Source organism: Pelomonas aquatica (assembly GCF_026712205.1).
Taxonomy (GTDB): Bacteria; Pseudomonadota; Gammaproteobacteria; order Burkholderiales; family Burkholderiaceae_C; genus Pelomonas; species Pelomonas aquatica.
Genome location: NZ_JAPPUW010000015.1, coordinates 100943 through 119383, shown reverse-complemented (window position 1 = coordinate 119383; position 18441 = coordinate 100943). Strand labels below are relative to the sequence as shown.

Genomic DNA, 18441 nt, shown 5'->3' with positions numbered 1-18441 from the left:
GATGCTGAACGACACCGACCTCGACGCCCTGCTGGCGGGCCGCCACGCCGATCCCTTCTCTCGGCTGGGCCTGCACGCGGATGACTCGGGTCGGCTCTGGGTGCGCGCGCTGCTGCCCGGCGCGGCCGACGTGGCGCTGCTGGACGCCGGCAGCCACAGGCGCGTCGTCGAGCTGGAGCAGCGCCGCGCCGGCTTCTTCGAGGCCATGGTGCCGCGGCGCAAGCACCGCTTCGATTACCGCCTGGCCGTGCGCTGGCTGGGCCCGAATGGTGAATCGTCGGAGGGCGTCTACGCCGACCCCTATGCCTTCTACCCGCAGCTGGGCGACGAGGCGCTGCAGGCCTTCGCCGAAGGCCGCAACATGCGCCCCTGGCTGAGCCTGGGCGCGCATCCCGTGCAGCATGGCGACGTGGCCGGCGTGCGCTTCGCGACCTGGGCGCCCAATGCGCGCCGCGTCAGCGTCGTCGGCAGCTTCAACAACTGGGACGGCCGCCGCCACCCGATGCGGCTGCGGCATGCGGCTGGCGTGTGGGAGATTTTTGTGCCGCACGTGGCCGAGGGCGACCTCTACAAGTTCGAGATCGTCAGCGGCAACGGTGCGCTGCTGCCGCTGAAGGCCGACCCCTATGCCCGCCGCGCGCAGCTGCGGCCGGAGACGGCCAGCATCGTCGCGGCCCTGCCCGAGCCCACGCCGCTGCCGCGCCAGCGCGAGCGCGCCAACCGGCGCGATTCGGCCATCAGCGTCTACGAGGTGCATGCCCCGTCCTGGCGCCGCGGCGTGTCGGGCGAGTTTCCGACCTGGGACGAGCTTGCCGAGGCTCTGCCGGCCTATGTGGCCGACATGGGCTTCACGCATCTGCAGCTGATGCCGATCAGCGAGCATCCCTTCGACGGCTCGTGGGGCTACCAGACGCTGGGCATGTACGCGCCCAGCGCCCGCTTCGGCCCGCCGGAAGGCTTTGCGCGCTTCGTCAAGGCCGTCCACGACCAGGGCCTGGGCCTGCTGCTGGACTGGGTGCCGGCGCATTTCCCGACCGACGCCCACGGCCTGGCCGAGTTCGACGGCACGCGGCTCTACGAATACGCCGACCCCAAGGAAGGCTTCCACCGCGACTGGAACACGCTGATCTACAACTTCGGCCGCACCGAGGTGCGCGAGTTCCTGGTCGGCAGCGCGCTGTACTGGATCGAGCGCTGGGGCGTGGACGGCCTGCGCGTGGACGCCGTGGCCAGCATGCTCTACCGCGACTACTCGCGGCCCGAGGGGCAGTGGATTCCCAACATCCGCGGCGGCCGCGAGAACCTCGAGGCCATCTCGCTGCTGCGCGAGATGAACGAGCATGTCGGCGAGATCGCGGGTGCCGTCACGGTGGCCGAGGAGAGCACCAGCTTCCCCGGCGTCTCGTCGCCGACCTACGCGGGCGGCCTGGGCTTCCACTACAAGTGGAATATGGGCTGGATGAACGACACCTTGCGCTACATGGCCGAGGACCCGATCAACCGCCGCTGGCATCACGACAAGATGACGTTCGGCCTGATCTACGCGTTCAGCGAGAACTTCATGCTGCCCATCTCGCACGACGAGGTCGTGCACGGCAAGGGCTCGATGCTCGCCAAGATGCCGGGCGACCCGAATGATCCAAATTTGTGGCAGAAGTTCGCCAACCTGCGCGCCTACTACGGCTTCATGTGGGGCCACCCCGGCAAGAAGCTGCTCTTCATGGGCCAGGAATTCGCGCAGCGCAGCGAGTGGAACCACGCCGAGAGCCTGCCCTGGGGGCTGCTGGAGGACGACCGCCATGCCGGCGTGCAGCGCCTGGTGCGCGACCTCAACAAGCTCTACCGCGAGCACTCGGCCCTGCACCGGCTGGACTGCGAGAGCGGCGGCTTCGAGTGGATCAGCTCGCACGACGCCGAGCATTCCATCTATGCCTGGGCGCGCCGCGACGGCACGGGCCGCATGGTGCTGGTCGTCTGCAATATGACGCCGGTGCCGCGCGAGGGCTATTCGCTGGGCGTGCCCGACGGCGTGACCGCCTGGCGCGAGGCGCTGAACACTGACTCGGCCTACTACGGCGGCAGCAATATGGGCAACGGCGTCGCCGCCGCAGGCCTGCCCGTGCAGGCCCAGCCGGCGCATGGGCGGCGCCTGTCCATCACGATCAACCTGCCGCCGCTGGCCACTTTGTTCTTCGTTCCCATTTGAAATGGAACTCAAAGGCAACCACAGAGGCGCAGAGACACAGAGGAAAGCCAGAGGCTGCATTTCTCAATGCCTCCGTGCCTCTGTGGTTGCATTTCCTTGCTCTCTCTAGATGGTCCATCTGCCCGACCTTCAACCCGGCTGGCACGAGCCGCTGGGTGCGCTTGCCCGCGACGGTGGCGTCAATTTCGCCGTCTTCAGCGAGAACGCCACGGCCGTCGAGCTCTGCGTCTTCGATGCCGAAGGCCAGCGCGAGCTGCGCCGCTATGGACTCTCCGGCCCGCATGACGGCGTCTGGCACGGCTTCCTGCCCGGCGTCGGCGCAGGCCTCGTCTACGGCCTGCGCGCCCACGGCCCCTATGCGCCCGAGCAGGGCCACCGCTTCAACCCGCACAAGCTGCTGCTGGACCCCTATGCCCGCGAGATCGTCGGCCACTTTGGCTGGCGTGCCGAGCACCATGGCTACGAGCTGGGCCACCCGGACGGCCCACGCTCCATCGACAGGCGCGACAACGCCACCCACGCGCTGAAGGCCCGCGTGCCGCCGGCCCCGGTCCTGAATGCGCGTGCGCACCGGCCGCGCCGAGCGCCGGCCGAGGTCGTGCTCTACGAGGTGCACGTCAAGGGCTTCTCCAGGCTGCTGCCCGGCGTGCCGGAAGAGCTGCGCGGCACCTATGCCGGCCTGGCCCACCCGGCCGCAATCGCCCACTTCAAGCGCCTGGGCGTGACGACGCTGTCGCTGCTGCCGGTGCATTACTGCATCGACGAGCCCCACCTCGCCGAGCGCGGCCTGCACAACTACTGGGGCTACAACACACTGGGCTTCTTCTGCCCCGACCCGCGCTGGGCGACTGCCGCCCACCGCGACGACCCGAGCGCCGTGGCGGCCGAGTTCCGCCACATGGTGGACGCGCTGCACGAGGCCGGCCTGGAGGTCGTGCTGGACGTGGTCTACAACCACACGCCCGAGGGCAACGAGTTCGGCCCGACGCTGTCCTTCCGCGGCCTGGACAACAAGACCTGGTACCGGCTCGCGGCCGACGACCAGAGCCGCAACGAGAACCTGACCGGCTGCGGCAACACCGTCAACTGCGCCCATCCGCGCGTCACGCAGTTCGTGCTGGACTCGCTGCGCTACTGGGTCGCCGAGATGGGCGTCGACGGCTTCCGCTTCGACCTGGCACCCGTGCTGGGCCGCGGCTCGCACGGCTTCGACCCGAACGCGGCCTTCTTCACCGCGCTGCGCCAGGACCCGCTGCTGGCCGGCGTGCACCTGATCGCCGAGCCCTGGGACGCTGCCTACGACGGCTACCAGGTCGGCCGCTTCCCCGGCCGCTTCCTGGAGTGGAACGACAAGTTCCGCGACGCCGTGCGCGGCTACTGGTTGGGCGCGGGGCCCGGCGTCGGCCGCGGCGAGCTGGCGCGGCGCTTCATGGCGTCCAGCGACGTCTTCCACCATGGCCAGCGCCTGCCGACCGCGTCGGTCAATTTCGTCGCCGTGCACGACGGCTTCACGCTGGCCGACCTGACGAGCCATTCGGCCAAGCACAACCACGCCAACGGCGAGGACAACCGCGACGGCCGCGATGGCGAACTCTGCGCCAACTTCGGCGCAGAAGGTCCGACCGACGACGCCGCCATCCGTGCCACGCGCGAGCGCGTGCGCCGTGCGCTGATGGCCACGCTGCTGCTGGCCCAGGGCACGCCCATGCTGTGCGCGGGCGACGAGATCGCCAACAGCCAGGGCGGCAACAACAACGCCTACTGCCAGGACAACCCGACGACCTGGCTGAACTGGGACGGCGCCGACGCCCGCATGACCGAGCTGGTCGCGCAGCTGCTGGCGCTGCGTGCGCAGGAGCCGCTGCTGCGCCACCCGCGCTGGTTCGCCGCCCCGGGCGAGGCCAGCATCGCCTGGCATGCGCCCAGCGGCCACGAGATGGCGCCGCACGACTGGCACGACGCCGGCCAGCGCGCCTTCGGCGCCCAGCTGCGCGAAGCTGGCGCGAATGCGCCGCGGCTGATGATCGTCTTCAACCCCGAAGCCGCGTCTTTGCCCTTCCTGCTCTGCAACGGGCCCTGGCAGCTGGTGCTCGACAGCAGCGGCGAGTCGGCCGCGCCCCTCGTCCTCCCCGGCCAGCCGCTCAACGTGCCGGCCCGTTCTCTCATTGTTCTGCGCCACGTATGAACCTGAACCAACGCTCCTCGGGTGTGCTGCTGCACATCACTTCGCTGCCCGGCCCGCACGGCATGGGCGACTTCGGCCCCGACGCCTACCGCTTCGTCGACTGGCTGCAATGCGCCGGCCAGAGCATCTGGCAGCTGCTGCCGACCACGCCCATCGGCCCCGGCGACAGCCCCTACCAGGGCGTGTCGGCCTTCGCCGGCAGCCCCTGGATGGTGGCGCTGGAGCCGCTGATCGAGAAGGGCTGGCTGGCGCGGCCGCAACTGCCGGGCTTCGACGGCCGGCACGTCGACTACGGCCGCGTCACGCCCTGGCGCGAGCAGCAGCTGCGCGCCGCCGCCCAGGGTTTCTTCGCCAACGGCAGCGCCGCGGACCGCCAGGCCTTTGCCGCCTGGTGCGAAGCCCAGAAGAGCTGGCTGGACGACTACGTCCTCTTCATGGCCATCCGCTCGCCGCTGAACGGCCAGCCGTGGTGGGAATGGAGCGAGGGCCTCAGGAAGCGCGAGCCCAGGGCCATCGCCGCAGCCCGCAAGGACTACGCCCAAGAAACAGCCTTCTGGCAGTTCGTGCAGTGGCAGTTCGACGTGCAGATCGGCGCGCTGAAGACCTATGCCAACGAACGCGGCGTGCACATCATGGGCGACCTGCCCATCTTCGTCGCCCACGACAGCGCCGACTGCTGGTCGCGCCCCGACCTTTACTACCTCGACACCGACTTCCAGACCACGGTCGTCGCCGGCGTGCCGCCCGACGACATGGGGCCACTGGGCCAGCGCTGGGGCAACCCGCTCTACCGCTGGGACCGCATGGCCGCCGAAGGCTACGCCTGGTGGACGGCGCGCATCCAGCGGGCGCTGAGCCAGGCCGACGTCTTCCGCATCGACCACTTCCGCGGCTTCGCCGGCTACTACGAGATCCCCGGCGACAGCCCCGATGCGAAGCGCGGTGAATGGAAGACCGGCCCCGGCATGGCGCTGTTCGACGCCATCAGGAAGGCGCTCGGGCCGCTGCCCATCGTGGCCGAGGACCTGGGCTTCATCACCGACGACGTGCATGCGCTGCGCGACGGCTGCGGCTTCCCCGGCATGAAGATCCTGCAGTTCGGCTTCGGCGCCGAGGCGGACCACGAGTTCCTGCCGCACAACTGGCCCCGCGCCGCCGTGGCCTATACCGGCACGCACGACAACGACACCGTGCGCGGCTGGTGGAACCAGGCCAAGCCGCGCGAGCGCGCCTATGTGGGCTCCTACCTCGCCTGCGGCGAGCACGACATCCACTGGGCCATGATCCGCGCCTGCGCCAACTCGGTGGCCCAAATGGCGGTCTTCCCGCTGCAGGACGTGCTGGGCCTGGGCTCCGAGCACCGCATGAACGTGCCCGGCGTGCTCGGCGGCAACTGGGGCTGGCGCTTCCACTGGGGCATGCTGGGCCAGGAGCCGGCGCGCGTGCTGGGCCTGATCACGGCGGCCAGCGGCCGCGGGCCCTTCGAGCTGCTGAAGCTGCCGGGCTGAGCCTGCCCAACCCCCGCGAATCGGGGGAATTTCCTCCGCCGTGAAAGCGCCGTTGTCGCGGGACTGAAATCTTCCTGCCGGGTCGCGTTCGCTAGCATCGTCCCTTGGTTGCCTGGGCACACCTGGGGCCGCAAGGAGGAAAGACCATGAAGTTGAAGGGTTTCGCCGCCGCTGCCGCGCTGCTGGCTTCGGGCCTGGCTTCCGCCGTCACGCCCGTGACCGTGAATGCCGGCGCCTACTCGATCACCTACGACGGCGCCGCGGCCAGCGACTTCGTGCTGAGCCATGTGACGGCCGCCGGCTTCGAATGGAGCTTCAAGGACGTGCAGCTGCAGTCTTTCGCGGCCGGTGCGGTCACGCGGGAGCTGCTGCTTCCCGACTTCACGGTCACGGCCAACGCGGGCTGGAACCTCGGCAGCAGCCTGAGCAGCAGCGCCGGCAATGTCGTCTTCTTCGAGTTCGGCCCGTCGGCCTCGACCCACCTGACCGCGGGTGGCACCCTCAGCGTGCTCAATGGCTCGACCTATGTGCTGCCGCAAACGCCGCTGGTCAAGTCGTCTGGTGGTTATTTCCACGGTTCGAGCTCGGCGCCGCTCGGCGATGCCGCCGGCTTCACGATCAAGGACGCCAAGCTCGTGCTGACGGCCACGGCCGGCGCCAACAGCTTGGCCGCCATCACCGGCCAGAGCCAGAACAACGTGGCCTATGCCTTCACCGCGCAGGCGGTGCCCGAGCCCGAGACCTATGCGCTGCTGATGGCCGGGCTTGGCGTCATCGGCTTCGTGGCGCGCCGCCGCCGGGGCTGATCGGCGTCGGTGCCTCAATGCAGGCAAAGGCCCCGCGGGGCCTTTGCCTGGTTCAGCGCCTGATTTCGAGGATCAGCGCGCCGCGGGCCGGCAGGCTCAGCGTCGTGCCGATGGCGAAGTCGCGGCCGCTCAGGACGTCGTGCGCGCGGTCGCCCGCCTGCAGGCGCTCGGGGAAGCGCGCGGTCGGCAGTTCCACCGGCTGGCCGCCCTTGTTCAGCGCGACCAGCACCGTGTGCCCGGCGTCGTAGCGGAAGTAGACATAGCAGTCCTGCAGCGGCGCGTACTGCATCAGCGCGCCGTCGTGGATGACGGCCGTGTGCTTGCGCCAGTTGAAGAGTCGCCGCACCCAGTCCTGCATCTCGCGCTGCTCGCGGGTGAGGCCGGTGCCGGTGAAGGCGCTGGCCTGGTCGCCGGCCCAGCCGCCGGGCATGTCGGCGCGCACGCGGCCGTCGTCGCGCTCGACGGGGCTTTCCATCAGCAGCTCGGTGCCGTAGAAGAGCTGCGGGATGCGCCGCGTCGTCGCGAGATAGGTCAGCGCGATCTTGGTCAGGCCCACGTCGCGCCCGAGCAGCGAGAACAGGCGCGGCGTGTCGTGGTTGCCGTCGAACAGCACGAGCTTGGCCGGGTCGGGGTAGACGAAGTCGTGGGCCAGGCCCTCGTAGAGCCGCGTCAGGCCGGTGTGCGGGCCGTCGTGCTCGCTCAGCGCGGCCAGCAGTTGCCCGTTCATCGGGAAGTCCATCATGCTGGGCGCGCTGGACACATAGCCGTCGTGGTTGCGCTTGCCGCGCTGCCAGTAGGCGACGACAGCCGGATGCGGGCTCCATTCCTCGCCGACGATGTTCAGCCGCGGGTACTCCTGCATGACGCGGGCCGACCAGTGCGTGAGGAACTCGCGGTCGGAGTAGGACCAGGTGTCGGTGCGGATGCCCGACAGCCCGGCGCTCTCGATCCACCACAGCGTCATCTGCGTCAGATAAGCGGCCAGTTCTGGCCGGCGCTGGTTCAGGTCGGGCATGCCGTGGGAGAACCAGCCGTCGGTGAAGCGCTGGCGGTCGCTGGGCGCGGCATAGGGGTCCTGCAGCGTCATGCGCGCGTGATGGGTCTCGGTGTAGCCCTGCGGCCATTGGTTGACCCAGTCCGGCGCCGGCAGGTCGGCCATCCACCAGTGGCCGATGCCGATGTGGTTGAGCACGATGTCCTGGATGACGCCCACGCCCCGCGTGCGGGCTTCGGCCGCGAAGGCGCGGTAGTCGTCGTTCGTGCCGAAGCGCGGGTCGACCTTGTAGAAGTCCGTCGCCGCATAGCCGTGGTAGCTGTAGGTGGCGCCGTTGTTCTCGACCAGGGGCGTCGGCCAGACCTGCGTGAAGCCGAGGCCGGCGATGTAGTCGAGGTGCTGGCGCATGCCGGCGAGGTCGCCGCCATGGCGGCCGCCGGGGTTGGCGCGGTCAAGGCCTTCCTTCATGCCGCCCTGGCTGAAGCGGCCGCCCTGGGCGAAGCGGTCGGGCACGACGAGGTAGATCGCATCCTTGGGGCCGAAGCCCTCGCGCGCGGCCGAGCCCGGCGCGCGGGCCAGCAGCGGGTAGCGCAGCGTCGTGCCGGCGATGTCCAGCAGCAGCTCGCCTGGCTTGGCCTCGGGGCCGATGTCGAGGTCGACGAACAGGTAGTTGGGGCTGGCGGCGCGGTGGCTGCCTTGCAGCGTCACGCCGGGGTAGGGCGCCAGCGTCGGCTTCGCGTCGGCGATGCCGGGGCCGTGCAGCATCAGCTGCAGTGAGGTGTCGCGCATGCCGACCCACCAGTTCGGTGGTTCCACATGCTGCAGGCCGGCGGCCAGGGTGTTCAGGCTCATCGAGAGGGCAGCCAAAAGGCCGAGTAGGGATTTCTTCATGGCGTGTTCAGGCGGTAGACCTGCACGGACAGCGGCGGCAGCGTGGCCTGCGCGCCCGGCCTGCCGCCGGCCTTGGGGTAGAGCGGGGTGGCCTGCGCGGGCAGCGCCAGCGTGGCCGGCGTGTCGCCATAGTTGAGGGCGACGAGCACGCGCTCGCGGCCCTGCACGCGCTGGAAGCTCCAGACGGGGCCGTCGACATGGTTGGCCTCGTAGCGGCCCAGCGTCAGCGCCGGCGAGGCGCGGCGCAGCGCGATCAGCTCGCGGTAGAAGTTGAACAGCGAGCCGGGCTCGCGCTGCTGCGTCTCGGCGTTGTGGCGGCTGCGGTTCAGCGCCAGCGGGCGGAAGGGCTGCGGGTTCGTCGAGAAGCCGCCGGCCGGTGTCCAGCTCATCGGCGAGCGCAGCGGCGAATCGTCACTGGCGCCCTTGCCATCGATGCCGGCCTGGCCGATCTCCTCGCCGTAGTAGACGAAGGGCGTGCCGGGCAGCAGCAGGTAGCTCGCCGCGGCGAGGCGGTAGCGCGCCTCGTCGCCGTGCAGCTGGTCCCACACGCGCTGGCCGGTGAAGATGTCGTGGTTGTGCAGGAAGGTCGCCATCGTCGGCGACATGGCGCGGTAGTAGTCGGCCACGCGCTGCACGGCCGCGACGTCGCCCTTGGCGGCCTTCATCAGCTCGTAGTTCTGGTTGAAGGCGAAGGCGCCGCCGCAGACCTCCGGCTTGCCGTAGGCGATGGGCTCGGCTGTGGCCTCGCAGACGACGTAGCGGCCGGGGTAGCTCTTGATCAGGTCCTGGAAATGCTTGGTCAGCGCGCGGCTCTCGGGCTGGTCGTTCCAGTCCTTGGCGCTGTTCTCGATCATGTGGGGCACGGCGTCCAGCCGGTAGCCGTCCAGGCCGCGGTTGAGCCAGAAGCGCAGCGAGTCCTCGTGGTACTGCACGACGACCGGGTTGCGCAGGTTGAAGTCCGGCATGTGGGGCCCGAAGGTGCCGAAGTAGATGTCGGGCGAGCCGGGCTTGAGGGGCGGCAGGTCCTTCCACTCGCCGGCCCAGTTCCAGGGTTGGGCGGCTGCGTCGTACCAGGGCAGCTTGCCCCAGATGTCCCAGCCGGGGCCGGGCTCGGGGTTCCAGACGAACCAGTTGCGCCACGGGCCGTCGCGATCCTTCAGTGCAGCCTGGAAGGGCGGGAACTGGTATGACGCATGGTTGAGGACGTAGTCCATCACGATGCCGATGCCGCGCTTGTGGGCCTCGCGGATCAGCGTGTCGAAATCCGCCAGCGTGCCGTACTGCGGCTCGATGCTGCGGAAGTCGGTCGTCGCATAGCCATGGTCGTGGTCGGCGCTGGCGGTGATGGGCATCAGCCAGATGCCGCTGATGCCGAGCTTTTGCAGATAGTCCAGCCGCCGGGTCAGGCCGCGCAGGTCGCCGATGCCGTCGCCGTCGCTGTCCTGGTAGCCCCGCACGAAGATCTCCATGAACACGCCCTGCTGCCAATGGGCGGGCAGGGTGCTCGGCCGGGGCTGGGCCGGCACGGGGCGGGTGTCGATCTGGGCCTGGGCCGTCAGCGCGGCCGCCAGGGCCAGGCTTGTCAGCAGTTTCGAGGTGGTCATGTATTCAAACTACGTTGTCTCTGGCGCGTGAGCATATCGGTGAGAGTGCTGTTTACGCCATGGTGATTTCGATAGATGTAGTTTTGCTACTATTTCAAGGAACAACAAGGAGACATCGATGCCCCTGCGCCCCGCGCTGTTCGCCGTGCTGGCCTGGATGCTGCTGATCGCCCCGGCCCGGGCCGCCGACCTGGACGACTGCAATGCCGCCGTGGTCGCGCCGGCACCGGCCGCGCGACCGCCGGCCGAGGCCTACTGGCTGGACGGCCGGACGCTGCAATGGCCGGGGCTGAAGCTGCGGCCCGGCGAGCGGGTGCGGCTGCATCATGCGCGGGCCGCGGACCTGCGGGCAGTGGCGGGTGAATCGGTGGCCGGCAGCGACGGTGCGGTCGAGCTGGCGGCGAGCGGCGCGGCGCTGCCGGCGCGCTTTCGCTTCATCGGCGACGGCCCGCGTTTTGCCGTCGTTGGCGCCGATGTGGGCGCGCTGCTGCGCGAGCAACTGCTGCTGGTCCACGAGGCGGCGGATGGCCGCGTCATCGCGGCGACCGGTGTGCAGCTGGCCGGTGCGCTGGACGACCTCTATGCGGCGGCCGAGCGGGTCGGCGATTTCGGCGCCCACCCCGGCAAGGCACGGACGCGCTGGGCCGTCTGGGCACCGACGGCCCGGCGCGTGCTGCTGTGCCGGCATGCGGGGGCGGCGTCCGCGGCCGTCGCCGTCGACACGATGCGCTTCGACGCCGCCACCGGCGTCTGGCGTGCCGAACTGCCGGGCGACCTGAGCGGCCAGGCCTATCGCTACCTCGTTGACGTCGTGACGCCGACCCACGGCCTCGTGCGCAATCTCGTCACCGACCCCTATTCGGTCGCGCTGACGGCCGACTCGCGGCTGAGCCTCGTCGCCGACCTCGCATCGCCCGCGCTGAAGCCGCGCGGCTGGGACGCAGCGGTGCGACCCGCGAGCGTGAAGGCGGCCACCGACCAGGTCATCTACGAGCTGCATGTGCGGGACTTCTCCGCCAGCGATGCGACGGTGAGGCCGGCCTGGCGCGGCAAATACCTGGCCTTCACCGAGCCGGCGTCCAACGGCATCAAGCATCTGAAGGCGCTCGCCAGGGCCGGCCTGACCGATGTGCACCTGCTGCCGGTCTTCGACTTTGCCAGCGTGCCCGAGCGCGGCTGCAGGACGCCCGACGTTCCCGCCGGGCCGCCGGACGGCGAGGCCCAGCAGGCCGCCGTGGTGGCTGTCGCGGCCGAGGACTGCTTCAACTGGGGCTACGACCCCTGGCACTTCAACGCTCCGGAAGGCAGCTATGCCACCGATGCCCTCCTGCGCGTCGTGGAGTTCCGGCAGATGGTCATGGCCCTGCACGCGGCCGGCCTGCGCGTGGGCATGGACATGGTCTACAACCACATGGCGGCGGCCGGCCAGGATCCGAAATCCGTGCTGGACCGCCTCGTGCCCGGCTACTACCACCGCCTGGACGCCAAGGGCGGCATCGAGCGCTCGACCTGCTGCGACAACACGGCCACCGAGAACCGCATGATGGCCAAGCTGATGATCGATTCGGCGGCGCTGTGGGTGCGCGAATACCGCATCGACTCGATGCGCTTCGACCTGATGGGCCACCAGCCGCGCGAGGCGATGGAGCGCTTGCAGGCCCGCGTGAACGCCGAGGCCGGCCGGCCCGTGCAACTGCTGGGCGAGGGCTGGAACTTCGGCGAAGTGGCCAACGGCGCGCGCTTCGTGCAGGCCTCGCAGCTGAGCCTGAACGGCAGCGGCATCGGCACGTTCAGCGACCGCGGCCGCGACGCCGCGCGCGGCGGCAGCGCAGGCGAGGGCGGCGACGACAGCGTGCGCCGCCAGGGCTGGCTCAACGGCCTGGTCTATGCGCCGAACGCACTCGCCAGGCCCAGGCCCGAGGAGCTGCCGGCCGCGGCCGACATGATCCGCGTCGGCCTCGCCGGCGCGCTGCGCGGCTATGGGCTGACCACCTGGCGCGGCGAGAAGCGGCGCCTGGACCAGATCGCCTATGGCGACCAGCCCGCGGGCTTTGCGTCGGAGCCAGGCGAGGTCGTCAACTACGTCGAGAACCACGACAACCAGACGCTGTTCGATGTCAACGCGCTGAAGCTGCCGCTGGCCACGTCGCGCGCCGACCGCGCCCGCGTGCAGATGTTGGGCGCGGCGCTGGTGGCCTTCAGCCAGGGTGTGGCCTATTTCCATGCCGGCCAGGACATCCTGCGCAGCAAGAGCCTGGACCGCAACAGCTACGACTCGGGCGATTGGTTCAACCGCATCGACTGGTCCTACCGGACCAACCACTTCGGCAGCGGCCTGCCGCCCAGGCGGGACAACTTCGGCCAGGACGGCCGCGACTGGGCGCTGGCCCGCGAGCGCCTGGCCGACCCGTCCGTCGCGCCCGGCCCGGCCGAGATCGCCTGGGCGCGCGACGTCTTCCGCGACCTGCTGAAGATCCGCGCCAGCACGCCGCTGCTGCGGCTGTCGAGCGCGGCCGAGATCGAGAAGCGGCTGAGCTTCCCGGGCAGCGGGGCGGGCCAGAACCCGGTGCTGGTCGCGACGCGCATCGATGGCCGTGGGCTGCCCGGCTACAAGGCCGTGCTGACGCTGATCAATGTGTCGCCCACGGCCCAGGTGCTGGAACTGCCCGAGGAGGCGCGGGCGCACTGGCTGCTGCATCCCGTGCAGCGCCACGGCGCCGACATGCGCGTGCGCCGCGAGGCCGGCGTGCGTGCGGGGCGCTTCGAGGTGCCCGGGCGCAGCGCGGCGGTCTTTGTGCTGGACTAGTGGTTCCCAGTTTGAAAATGTAGTTTTGAAACTTTCAGATGATCTTTGTTGATGAATTCAGCCCTAGGTCATCATGAAATTGCATGTAATGCCTCCAAGGGAAATTACTCGCTAGTCTTGTAGTTTTACTCCATAAACTGCCGCGCCAATCGCCCCGAGCTGATGAGGGCGGCATGCAGGAGACAACATGCGAGCCCTGAGACACAGCATCTGGACCCTGGTCCTGACCCTTGCCCTCGCGGCGTGCGGAGGGGGTGGAGGCGGCGGTGCGGCGCCGTCCGACCCCACGCCCACGCCGCCCGCAGGGCTGGACGTCGGCAACGACACGGCCTTCCAGAAGGTACTGTCGGCCCAGCCCGCCAACCCCGCGGCGAGCGCGCCGACGGGTTCCGCCGCGACGACGCTGACCGTCCACTACCGCCGCCCGGCGGGCGACTACACCGGCTGGCAGCTGCACCACTGGGGCGCCGCCGCCAGCGTCGATTGGAACGCCGGCCGCAACGCCGACGGCACGGATGCCTTCGGCGTGTTCTATAAGGTGCCGCTGGCCGCGCAGACCGGCACCGTCGGCTACCTCTTCCACAACGGCGACGTGAAGGACGACGGCGGCGCCGATCAGAGCTATGTGCTGAAGGCGGGCGCCAACGAGATCTGGCGCATCCAGGGCGACACGGCCACCTATGCCGCCAACCCGTTGGGCAGTGCAGCGCCCGACCTCGCCACGGTGCGCGTGCACTACAAGCGCTTCGACGGCAATTTCCCGGCCTGGGGCCTGCACCTGTGGGGCGGCAGCGGCCTGGACACGGCCGCGCTGCCAGCCGGCGTCGTCATCGGCGATTGGGCCAATGCGGTGGCCTTCGGCAAGATGGCCAACTACGGCTCGCCCAATGCCGGCGAGGTGGTCTTCGACCTGCCCGTGCTCAACCCCAAGAGCGACGCGACGCGCACGTCGCTTGAATTCATCATCCACGGCGTTGCGCCCAACCAGGACAACAAGGACGGCCGCAGCGCCAACATCCACATCGACTACGGCTCGCTGGCGATCAAGAGCCAGTTCGCCGAAGTCTGGCTGGTGCAGGGCGATGCCCAGGTCTATCTCGCGCCGCCGGACACGCGCAGCGTGTCGACGACCGATGCCAAGGCCTATTGGCTGACCAAGGCCCTGATCCAGTGGCCGCAGGTGGATGCCGGCGGCAGCTTCAAGCTCTACCACTCGGCCACGGCCCAGATCACCGCGGTCAAGGACGGCAAGGTGGCCGGCGCCGACGGCGCCCTCACGCTGGACCGCTTCACCGCCAGCCTGCCCGCGGCCGCGGCGACGCGCTTCAAGTTCATCGGCAACGGCGTCGTGCTGACGGTCCGAGACGCCGACCTGGCGCAGCTGGCCGACCTGCACAGGCAGCAACTGCTGCTGGTGCAGGAAGACGCCGGCGGCAATGTGCAGAACGCGACCAGCGCCCAGACGCCCGGCGCGCTGGACGAGCTCTACGCGGCGGCGGCCGGCGTCGACGACCTGGGCGTGAAGATCGCCAATGGCCAGACCACGTTCAAGCTCTGGGCGCCGACGGCGCAGAAGGTCAGCGTCTTCACCTACGACACGGGCACGGGTGCCGCCAGGACGGTCGACACGCTGGCCTTCGACGCCGCGACCGGCGTGTGGAGCGTGGCCAAGGCCGGCGACCTGTCCGGCGCCTACTACCGCTTCGCCGTCGAGGTCTTCGTGCGCGGCGTCGGCATCGTGCGCAACCTCGTCACCGACCCGTATTCCGTCAGCCTGACGACGGACTCCAGGCGCAGCTATGTCGCCAACCTTGGCGCGGCCAGCCTCAAGCCCGCCGGCTGGGACAGCGCGCCCGTGTCCGCCAAGGTGGCCGCGCAGACGGACATGGCCATCTACGAGCTGCACATCCGCGATTTCTCGGCCAACGATGCGAGCGTCAGCGCCGCCAACCGCGGCAAATACCTGGCCTTCACCGAGGCCGGCTCGAACGGCATGAAGCACCTCAAGGCCCTGGCCGATGCCGGCCTGACCGATGTGCACCTGATGCCCGCCTTCGACTTCGCGACCGTGCCAGAGAGCGGCTGCACGACGCCGTCGCCCAGCGGTGCGCCCGATTCCGACAGCCAGCAGGCCGCCGTGGCCGCCACGGCCGCGACAGACTGCTTCAACTGGGGCTACGACCCCTGGCACTACAGCGCTCCCGAGGGCAGCTATGCCAGCGATGCGAGCGACGGTGCCAGGCGCATCGTCGAATTCCGCCAGATGGTGCTGGGCCTGAAGAACGCCGGCCTCCGCGTGGGCATGGACGTGGTCTACAACCACACGACCGCCTCTGGCCAGAACGAGAAGTCCGTGCTGGACCGCATCGTGCCCGGCTACTACCACCGCCTGGACGCGGCCGGCAAGGTGACGACCTCGACCTGCTGCGACAACACCGCCACCGAGAACCTCATGATGGGCAAGCTCATGAGCGACTCGGTGCTGCAGTGGGCGCGCGACTACAAGATCGACTCCTTCCGCTTCGACATCATGGGCCACCAGCCGCGTGCGGTGATGGAGGCGATCAAGGCGCGGCTGAAGAGCACGCTGGGCCGCGACATCCAGCTGATCGGCGAGGGCTGGAACTTCGGCGAGGTGGCCGACGGCGCCCGCTTCGTGCAGGCCTCGCTCTACAGCCTCAACGGCGCGGGCATCGGCAGCTTCAACCCCATCATCCGCGACGCCGTGCGCGGCGGTTCGCCCTTCGACACGGGCAACGCCCTCGTCAGCAACCAGGGCTGGGTCAGCGGCCTGTACTACGACCCCAACGCACTGGGCGGCGGCCGCTCCAAGACCGACCTGATGTGGCTGGGCGACCAGATCAAGGCGTCCCTCGCCGGCAGCCTGAAGAGCTACCCGTTCACGACCCATTGGGATGCGACGGTCACGGCCGGGAGCCTGGGCAACTTCATCGGCTGGAGCAGCCAGCCCGACGAGGTCGTCAACTACGTCGAGAACCACGACAACCAGACCCTGTTCGACATCCTGGCCCTGCGCCTGCCGACGACGACCAGCCGCGAGGACCGAGCCCGCGTGCAGCTGCTGGCCAATGCGCTGAACGCCTTCAGCCAGGGCGTGGCCTATTTCCACGCCGGCACCGACGTGCTGCGCAGCAAGAGCCTGGACCACAACAGCTACGACAGCGGCGACTGGTTCAATCGCATCGACTGGAGCTACCAGGACAACGGCTTCGGCGCCGGCCTGCCGGTGCAGAGCCAGAACGGCAGCGACTGGCCGGTGCTCAAGCCCTTGCTGGGCAATGCAGCGATCAAGCCCGCCCCCGGCGACATCGCCTGGATGCGCGACGCCTTCCGCGACCTGCTGAAGATCCGCGCCAGCTCCACGCTGTTCCGCATGCGCTCCGCCGACGACATCAAGGCAAGGCTGAAGTTCCTGAACACCGGCTCGGGCCAGAACCCGGTCGTCATCGCCGCCGCGCTGGACGGCAACGGCTACGCGGGCGCCGGCTTCAGGCGCATCGTCTACCTCGTCAACGTCGGCACCAGCGAGCAGGTGCTGACGGCGCCCAGCGAGGTGGGCCTGGCGCTGCAACTGCACCCGGTGCAGCAGGCCGCCGGCGCGGCCGACCGGCGCGTGGCCACCGGCGCCCGCTTCGACGGCGCGACCGGCCGCTTCACGCTGCCGGCACGCTCGGCCGCCGTGTTCGTGCTGAATTGAATTTGTCAGGATGACTCAAGACACGGGGGGCGGGCGGGACTAAGCTTTCAAGGCCTTTTCATGCGCCGGTCACGGAAGTCCGCGCCGCCGCAGCGGACGGGCCCGTGAAGCAAGGAGGCCCGCCATGAGGATTCCTGCCCTGATCGCCGTTCTCGCACTCGCGGCCGCCGGCCTGGCCGGTTGCGCCGTCGAGCCGCAGGCCAGGCCCGGCACCGATGTCTTCGTCGACTCGGCCTTCCAGCCGCCCGATACGCCCATCGATCCTGCGTCGGCGATGGCGCTGACGCCGGCGATGAAGCATTTCGCCGAGCACGAGATGGCCAGCGAAATCCGCAGCAAGGGCCTGCGCAACGGCCTCATCGACGCCCTCTACACCAAGGGCCGGCTGCAGCTGGACTATGACGGCGAGATCACCCGCACGGCCGCCGAGGCCTTCGAGGCCCGGCGCGGCAACTGCATGTCGCTGGTGCTGATGACGGCGGCCTTCGCTCACCACCTCAGCCTGCCGGTGCACTTCAACAGCGTCTTCATCGAAGAGAGCTGGACGCGCTCGCACGACATCTTCTTCGTGGCCGGCCACGTCAACATCAGCCTCGAACGTGCGCATGCGGCGTCGACCTGGGCGACCGTCTTCGGCGAGCCCGAGCTGCTGACCATCGATTTCCTGCCGCCCCAGGAGGTGCGCCACCAGCGCAGCCGCGTCATCGAGGAGTCCACCGTCCTCGCGATGTTCCTGAACAACCGCGCGGCCGAGTCGTTGAGCGTCGGCAGGGTGGACGACGCCTACTGGTGGGCCCGGGCGGCCATCCTGACCGACTCGCGCTGGCTGGCCGCCTACAACACGCTGGCCGTGCTCTACCGCCGCAAGGGCCTGCTCGAGCGCGCCGAGTCCACGCTGCGCCTCGTGCTGGACCGTGAGCCGCTGAACGTGCAGGCCATGTCCAACCTCGTGCTGGTGCTCAGCGACCTGGGCCGCCGTGCCGAAGCGCAGAACTATGCCAACCAACTGGCCCAGATCCAGCCCGTGCCGCCCTACAAGTTCTTCGACGAGGGCGTGGCCGCGATGAAGGCCGGCGAGTTCGCGACGGCGCGCCAGTTCTTCCGCAAGGAGGTGGCGCGGGCGGCCTATGTGCCCGAGTTCCACTTCTGGCTCGGCCTGGCCAACTGGGGGCTGGGCGACGTCAGCGGTGCGCGCGGCGAAATCGCCAAGGCGCTGGAGAACAGTGCCACCGTCAAGGACAGGGAGCTCTATGGCGCCAAGCTGGCCTGGCTGAACGAATTGCGCGACCAGCAGCGGCGCCGGGAGCAGCTGCTGTCACCGCGCTCAGGGTCGTAACCCGCCACGCAGGCTAGATCGGCGGCAGCCCGTGGCGGGCCCGCGCGCGTGCGCAGGCCTCGTCGCCGATGCCCATGGGGGCGCGCTCGCCGAACTCCCGGCAGGGCGAGGGGCGCCATTCGTGGATGCCGCAGCTCGCCGTCACGCCCACCTTGCCGCTGAAGGCGGCGCAGCGCGGCTGGGCCTGGTCGGTGCCGCGCATGCGCACGAGCCGGCCGGTCAGCTCCACCGCCAGCCCGTCGGGCACGAAACCGCCCTGGCTGTCCAGCTCGCTGCGGTCGAAATCGACGCGGAAGCTCGCGCAGCAGGCGCCGCAGCTCAAACAGGGGTTGTCGCTCATCCGGCCAGTGTAGGCAGCGCGGCACGGCGCCCGGGCCGTGCATGGGT

At 69.7% G+C, this 18441-nt stretch carries 10 protein-coding genes; 7 read left to right on the top strand and 3 right to left on the bottom strand.

Annotation, left to right across the window (positions count from 1 at the left end):
• The first annotated feature begins 1 nt into the window (after position 1).
• The 4 genes from glgB to NYP07_RS16725 all read left to right on the top strand — a co-directional run bounded on the left by glgB (position 2) and on the right by NYP07_RS16725 (position 6705).
• Complete coding sequence (gene glgB, locus NYP07_RS16740) at positions 2 to 2206, top strand: 1,4-alpha-glucan branching protein GlgB (RefSeq protein WP_268152424.1); 2205 nt, start codon at positions 2 to 4, stop codon at positions 2204 to 2206.
• Positions 2207 to 2315: 109 nt separating this feature from the next.
• Positions 2316 to 4391, top strand: coding sequence for a glycogen debranching protein GlgX (gene glgX / locus NYP07_RS16735; RefSeq protein WP_268152423.1), 2076 nt, complete (start codon positions 2316 to 2318; stop codon positions 4389 to 4391).
• The gene (gene malQ, locus NYP07_RS16730) at positions 4388 to 5899 is read left to right on the top strand and encodes a 4-alpha-glucanotransferase (protein ID WP_268152422.1); all 1512 of its coding nucleotides are present in this window, start codon (positions 4388 to 4390) and stop codon (positions 5897 to 5899) included. The genes glgX and malQ overlap by 4 nt, the downstream gene beginning before the upstream one ends.
• 146 nt (positions 5900 to 6045) lie before the next feature.
• Positions 6046 to 6705 (top strand): PEP-CTERM sorting domain-containing protein, encoded by a 660-nt coding sequence (locus tag NYP07_RS16725; RefSeq protein ID WP_268152420.1) that lies wholly within the window; start codon positions 6046 to 6048, stop codon positions 6703 to 6705.
• Positions 6706 to 6757: 52 nt separating this feature from the next.
• On the opposite strand, the gene NYP07_RS16720 is transcribed toward NYP07_RS16725, so the two are convergent.
• Entirely contained in the window at positions 6758 to 8551 is a 1794-nt protein-coding gene (locus NYP07_RS16720) for a glycoside hydrolase family 13 protein (RefSeq protein WP_268152418.1), read from the bottom strand.
• Between the two features lie 35 nt (positions 8552 to 8586).
• Positions 8587 to 10194 (bottom strand): alpha-amylase family glycosyl hydrolase, encoded by a 1608-nt coding sequence (locus NYP07_RS16715; protein ID WP_268152416.1) that lies wholly within the window; start codon positions 10192 to 10194, stop codon positions 8587 to 8589.
• Between the two features lie 118 nt (positions 10195 to 10312).
• On the opposite strand from NYP07_RS16715, the gene pulA reads away from it, so the two are divergent.
• From pulA to NYP07_RS16700, 3 genes are all read left to right on the top strand, one after another.
• Positions 10313 to 13000 carry a pullulanase-type alpha-1,6-glucosidase gene (pulA, locus tag NYP07_RS16710; RefSeq protein WP_268152414.1) on the top strand — a complete coding sequence of 896 codons (2688 nt, stop codon included), beginning with the start codon at positions 10313 to 10315 and terminating at the stop codon, positions 12998 to 13000.
• Positions 13001 to 13187: 187 nt separating this feature from the next.
• Positions 13188 to 16718 (top strand): alpha-1,6-glucosidase domain-containing protein, encoded by a 3531-nt coding sequence (locus tag NYP07_RS16705; RefSeq protein ID WP_268152412.1) that lies wholly within the window; start codon positions 13188 to 13190, stop codon positions 16716 to 16718.
• A gap of 124 nt (positions 16719 to 16842) precedes the next feature.
• On the top strand, positions 16843 to 18054 hold the full coding sequence (locus NYP07_RS16700; protein WP_268152410.1) for a tetratricopeptide repeat protein: 1212 nt from the start codon (positions 16843 to 16845) through the stop codon (positions 18052 to 18054).
• A gap of 13 nt (positions 18055 to 18067) precedes the next feature.
• On the opposite strand, the gene NYP07_RS16695 is transcribed toward NYP07_RS16700, so the two are convergent.
• Positions 18068 to 18394 (bottom strand): YkgJ family cysteine cluster protein, encoded by a 327-nt coding sequence (locus tag NYP07_RS16695; protein WP_268152408.1) that lies wholly within the window; start codon positions 18392 to 18394, stop codon positions 18068 to 18070.
• Between the last annotated feature and the right edge of the window lie 47 nt (positions 18395 to 18441).

Bases quoted from the DNA above. Each gene is read 5' to 3' on its own strand.
- NYP07_RS16725 (WP_268152420.1), top strand. From the start codon at position 6,046: ATGAAGTTGAAGGGTTTCGCCGCCGCTGCCGCGCTGCTGGCTTCGGGC.
- NYP07_RS16715 (WP_268152416.1), bottom strand. From the start codon at position 10,194: ATGACCACCTCGAAACTGCTGACAAGCCTGGCCCTGGCGGCCGCGCTG.
- malQ (WP_268152422.1), top strand. From the start codon at position 4,388: ATGAACCTGAACCAACGCTCCTCGGGTGTGCTGCTGCACATCACTTCG.
- NYP07_RS16700 (WP_268152410.1), top strand. From the start codon at position 16,843: ATGAGGATTCCTGCCCTGATCGCCGTTCTCGCACTCGCGGCCGCCGGC.
- glgB (WP_268152424.1), top strand. From the start codon at position 2: ATGCTGAACGACACCGACCTCGACGCCCTGCTGGCGGGCCGCCACGCC.
- NYP07_RS16705 (WP_268152412.1), top strand. From the start codon at position 13,188: ATGCGAGCCCTGAGACACAGCATCTGGACCCTGGTCCTGACCCTTGCC.
- NYP07_RS16720 (WP_268152418.1), bottom strand. From the start codon at position 8,551: ATGAGCCTGAACACCCTGGCCGCCGGCCTGCAGCATGTGGAACCACCG.
- glgX (WP_268152423.1), top strand. From the start codon at position 2,316: ATGGTCCATCTGCCCGACCTTCAACCCGGCTGGCACGAGCCGCTGGGT.
- NYP07_RS16695 (WP_268152408.1), bottom strand. From the start codon at position 18,394: ATGAGCGACAACCCCTGTTTGAGCTGCGGCGCCTGCTGCGCGAGCTTC.
- pulA (WP_268152414.1), top strand. From the start codon at position 10,313: ATGCCCCTGCGCCCCGCGCTGTTCGCCGTGCTGGCCTGGATGCTGCTG.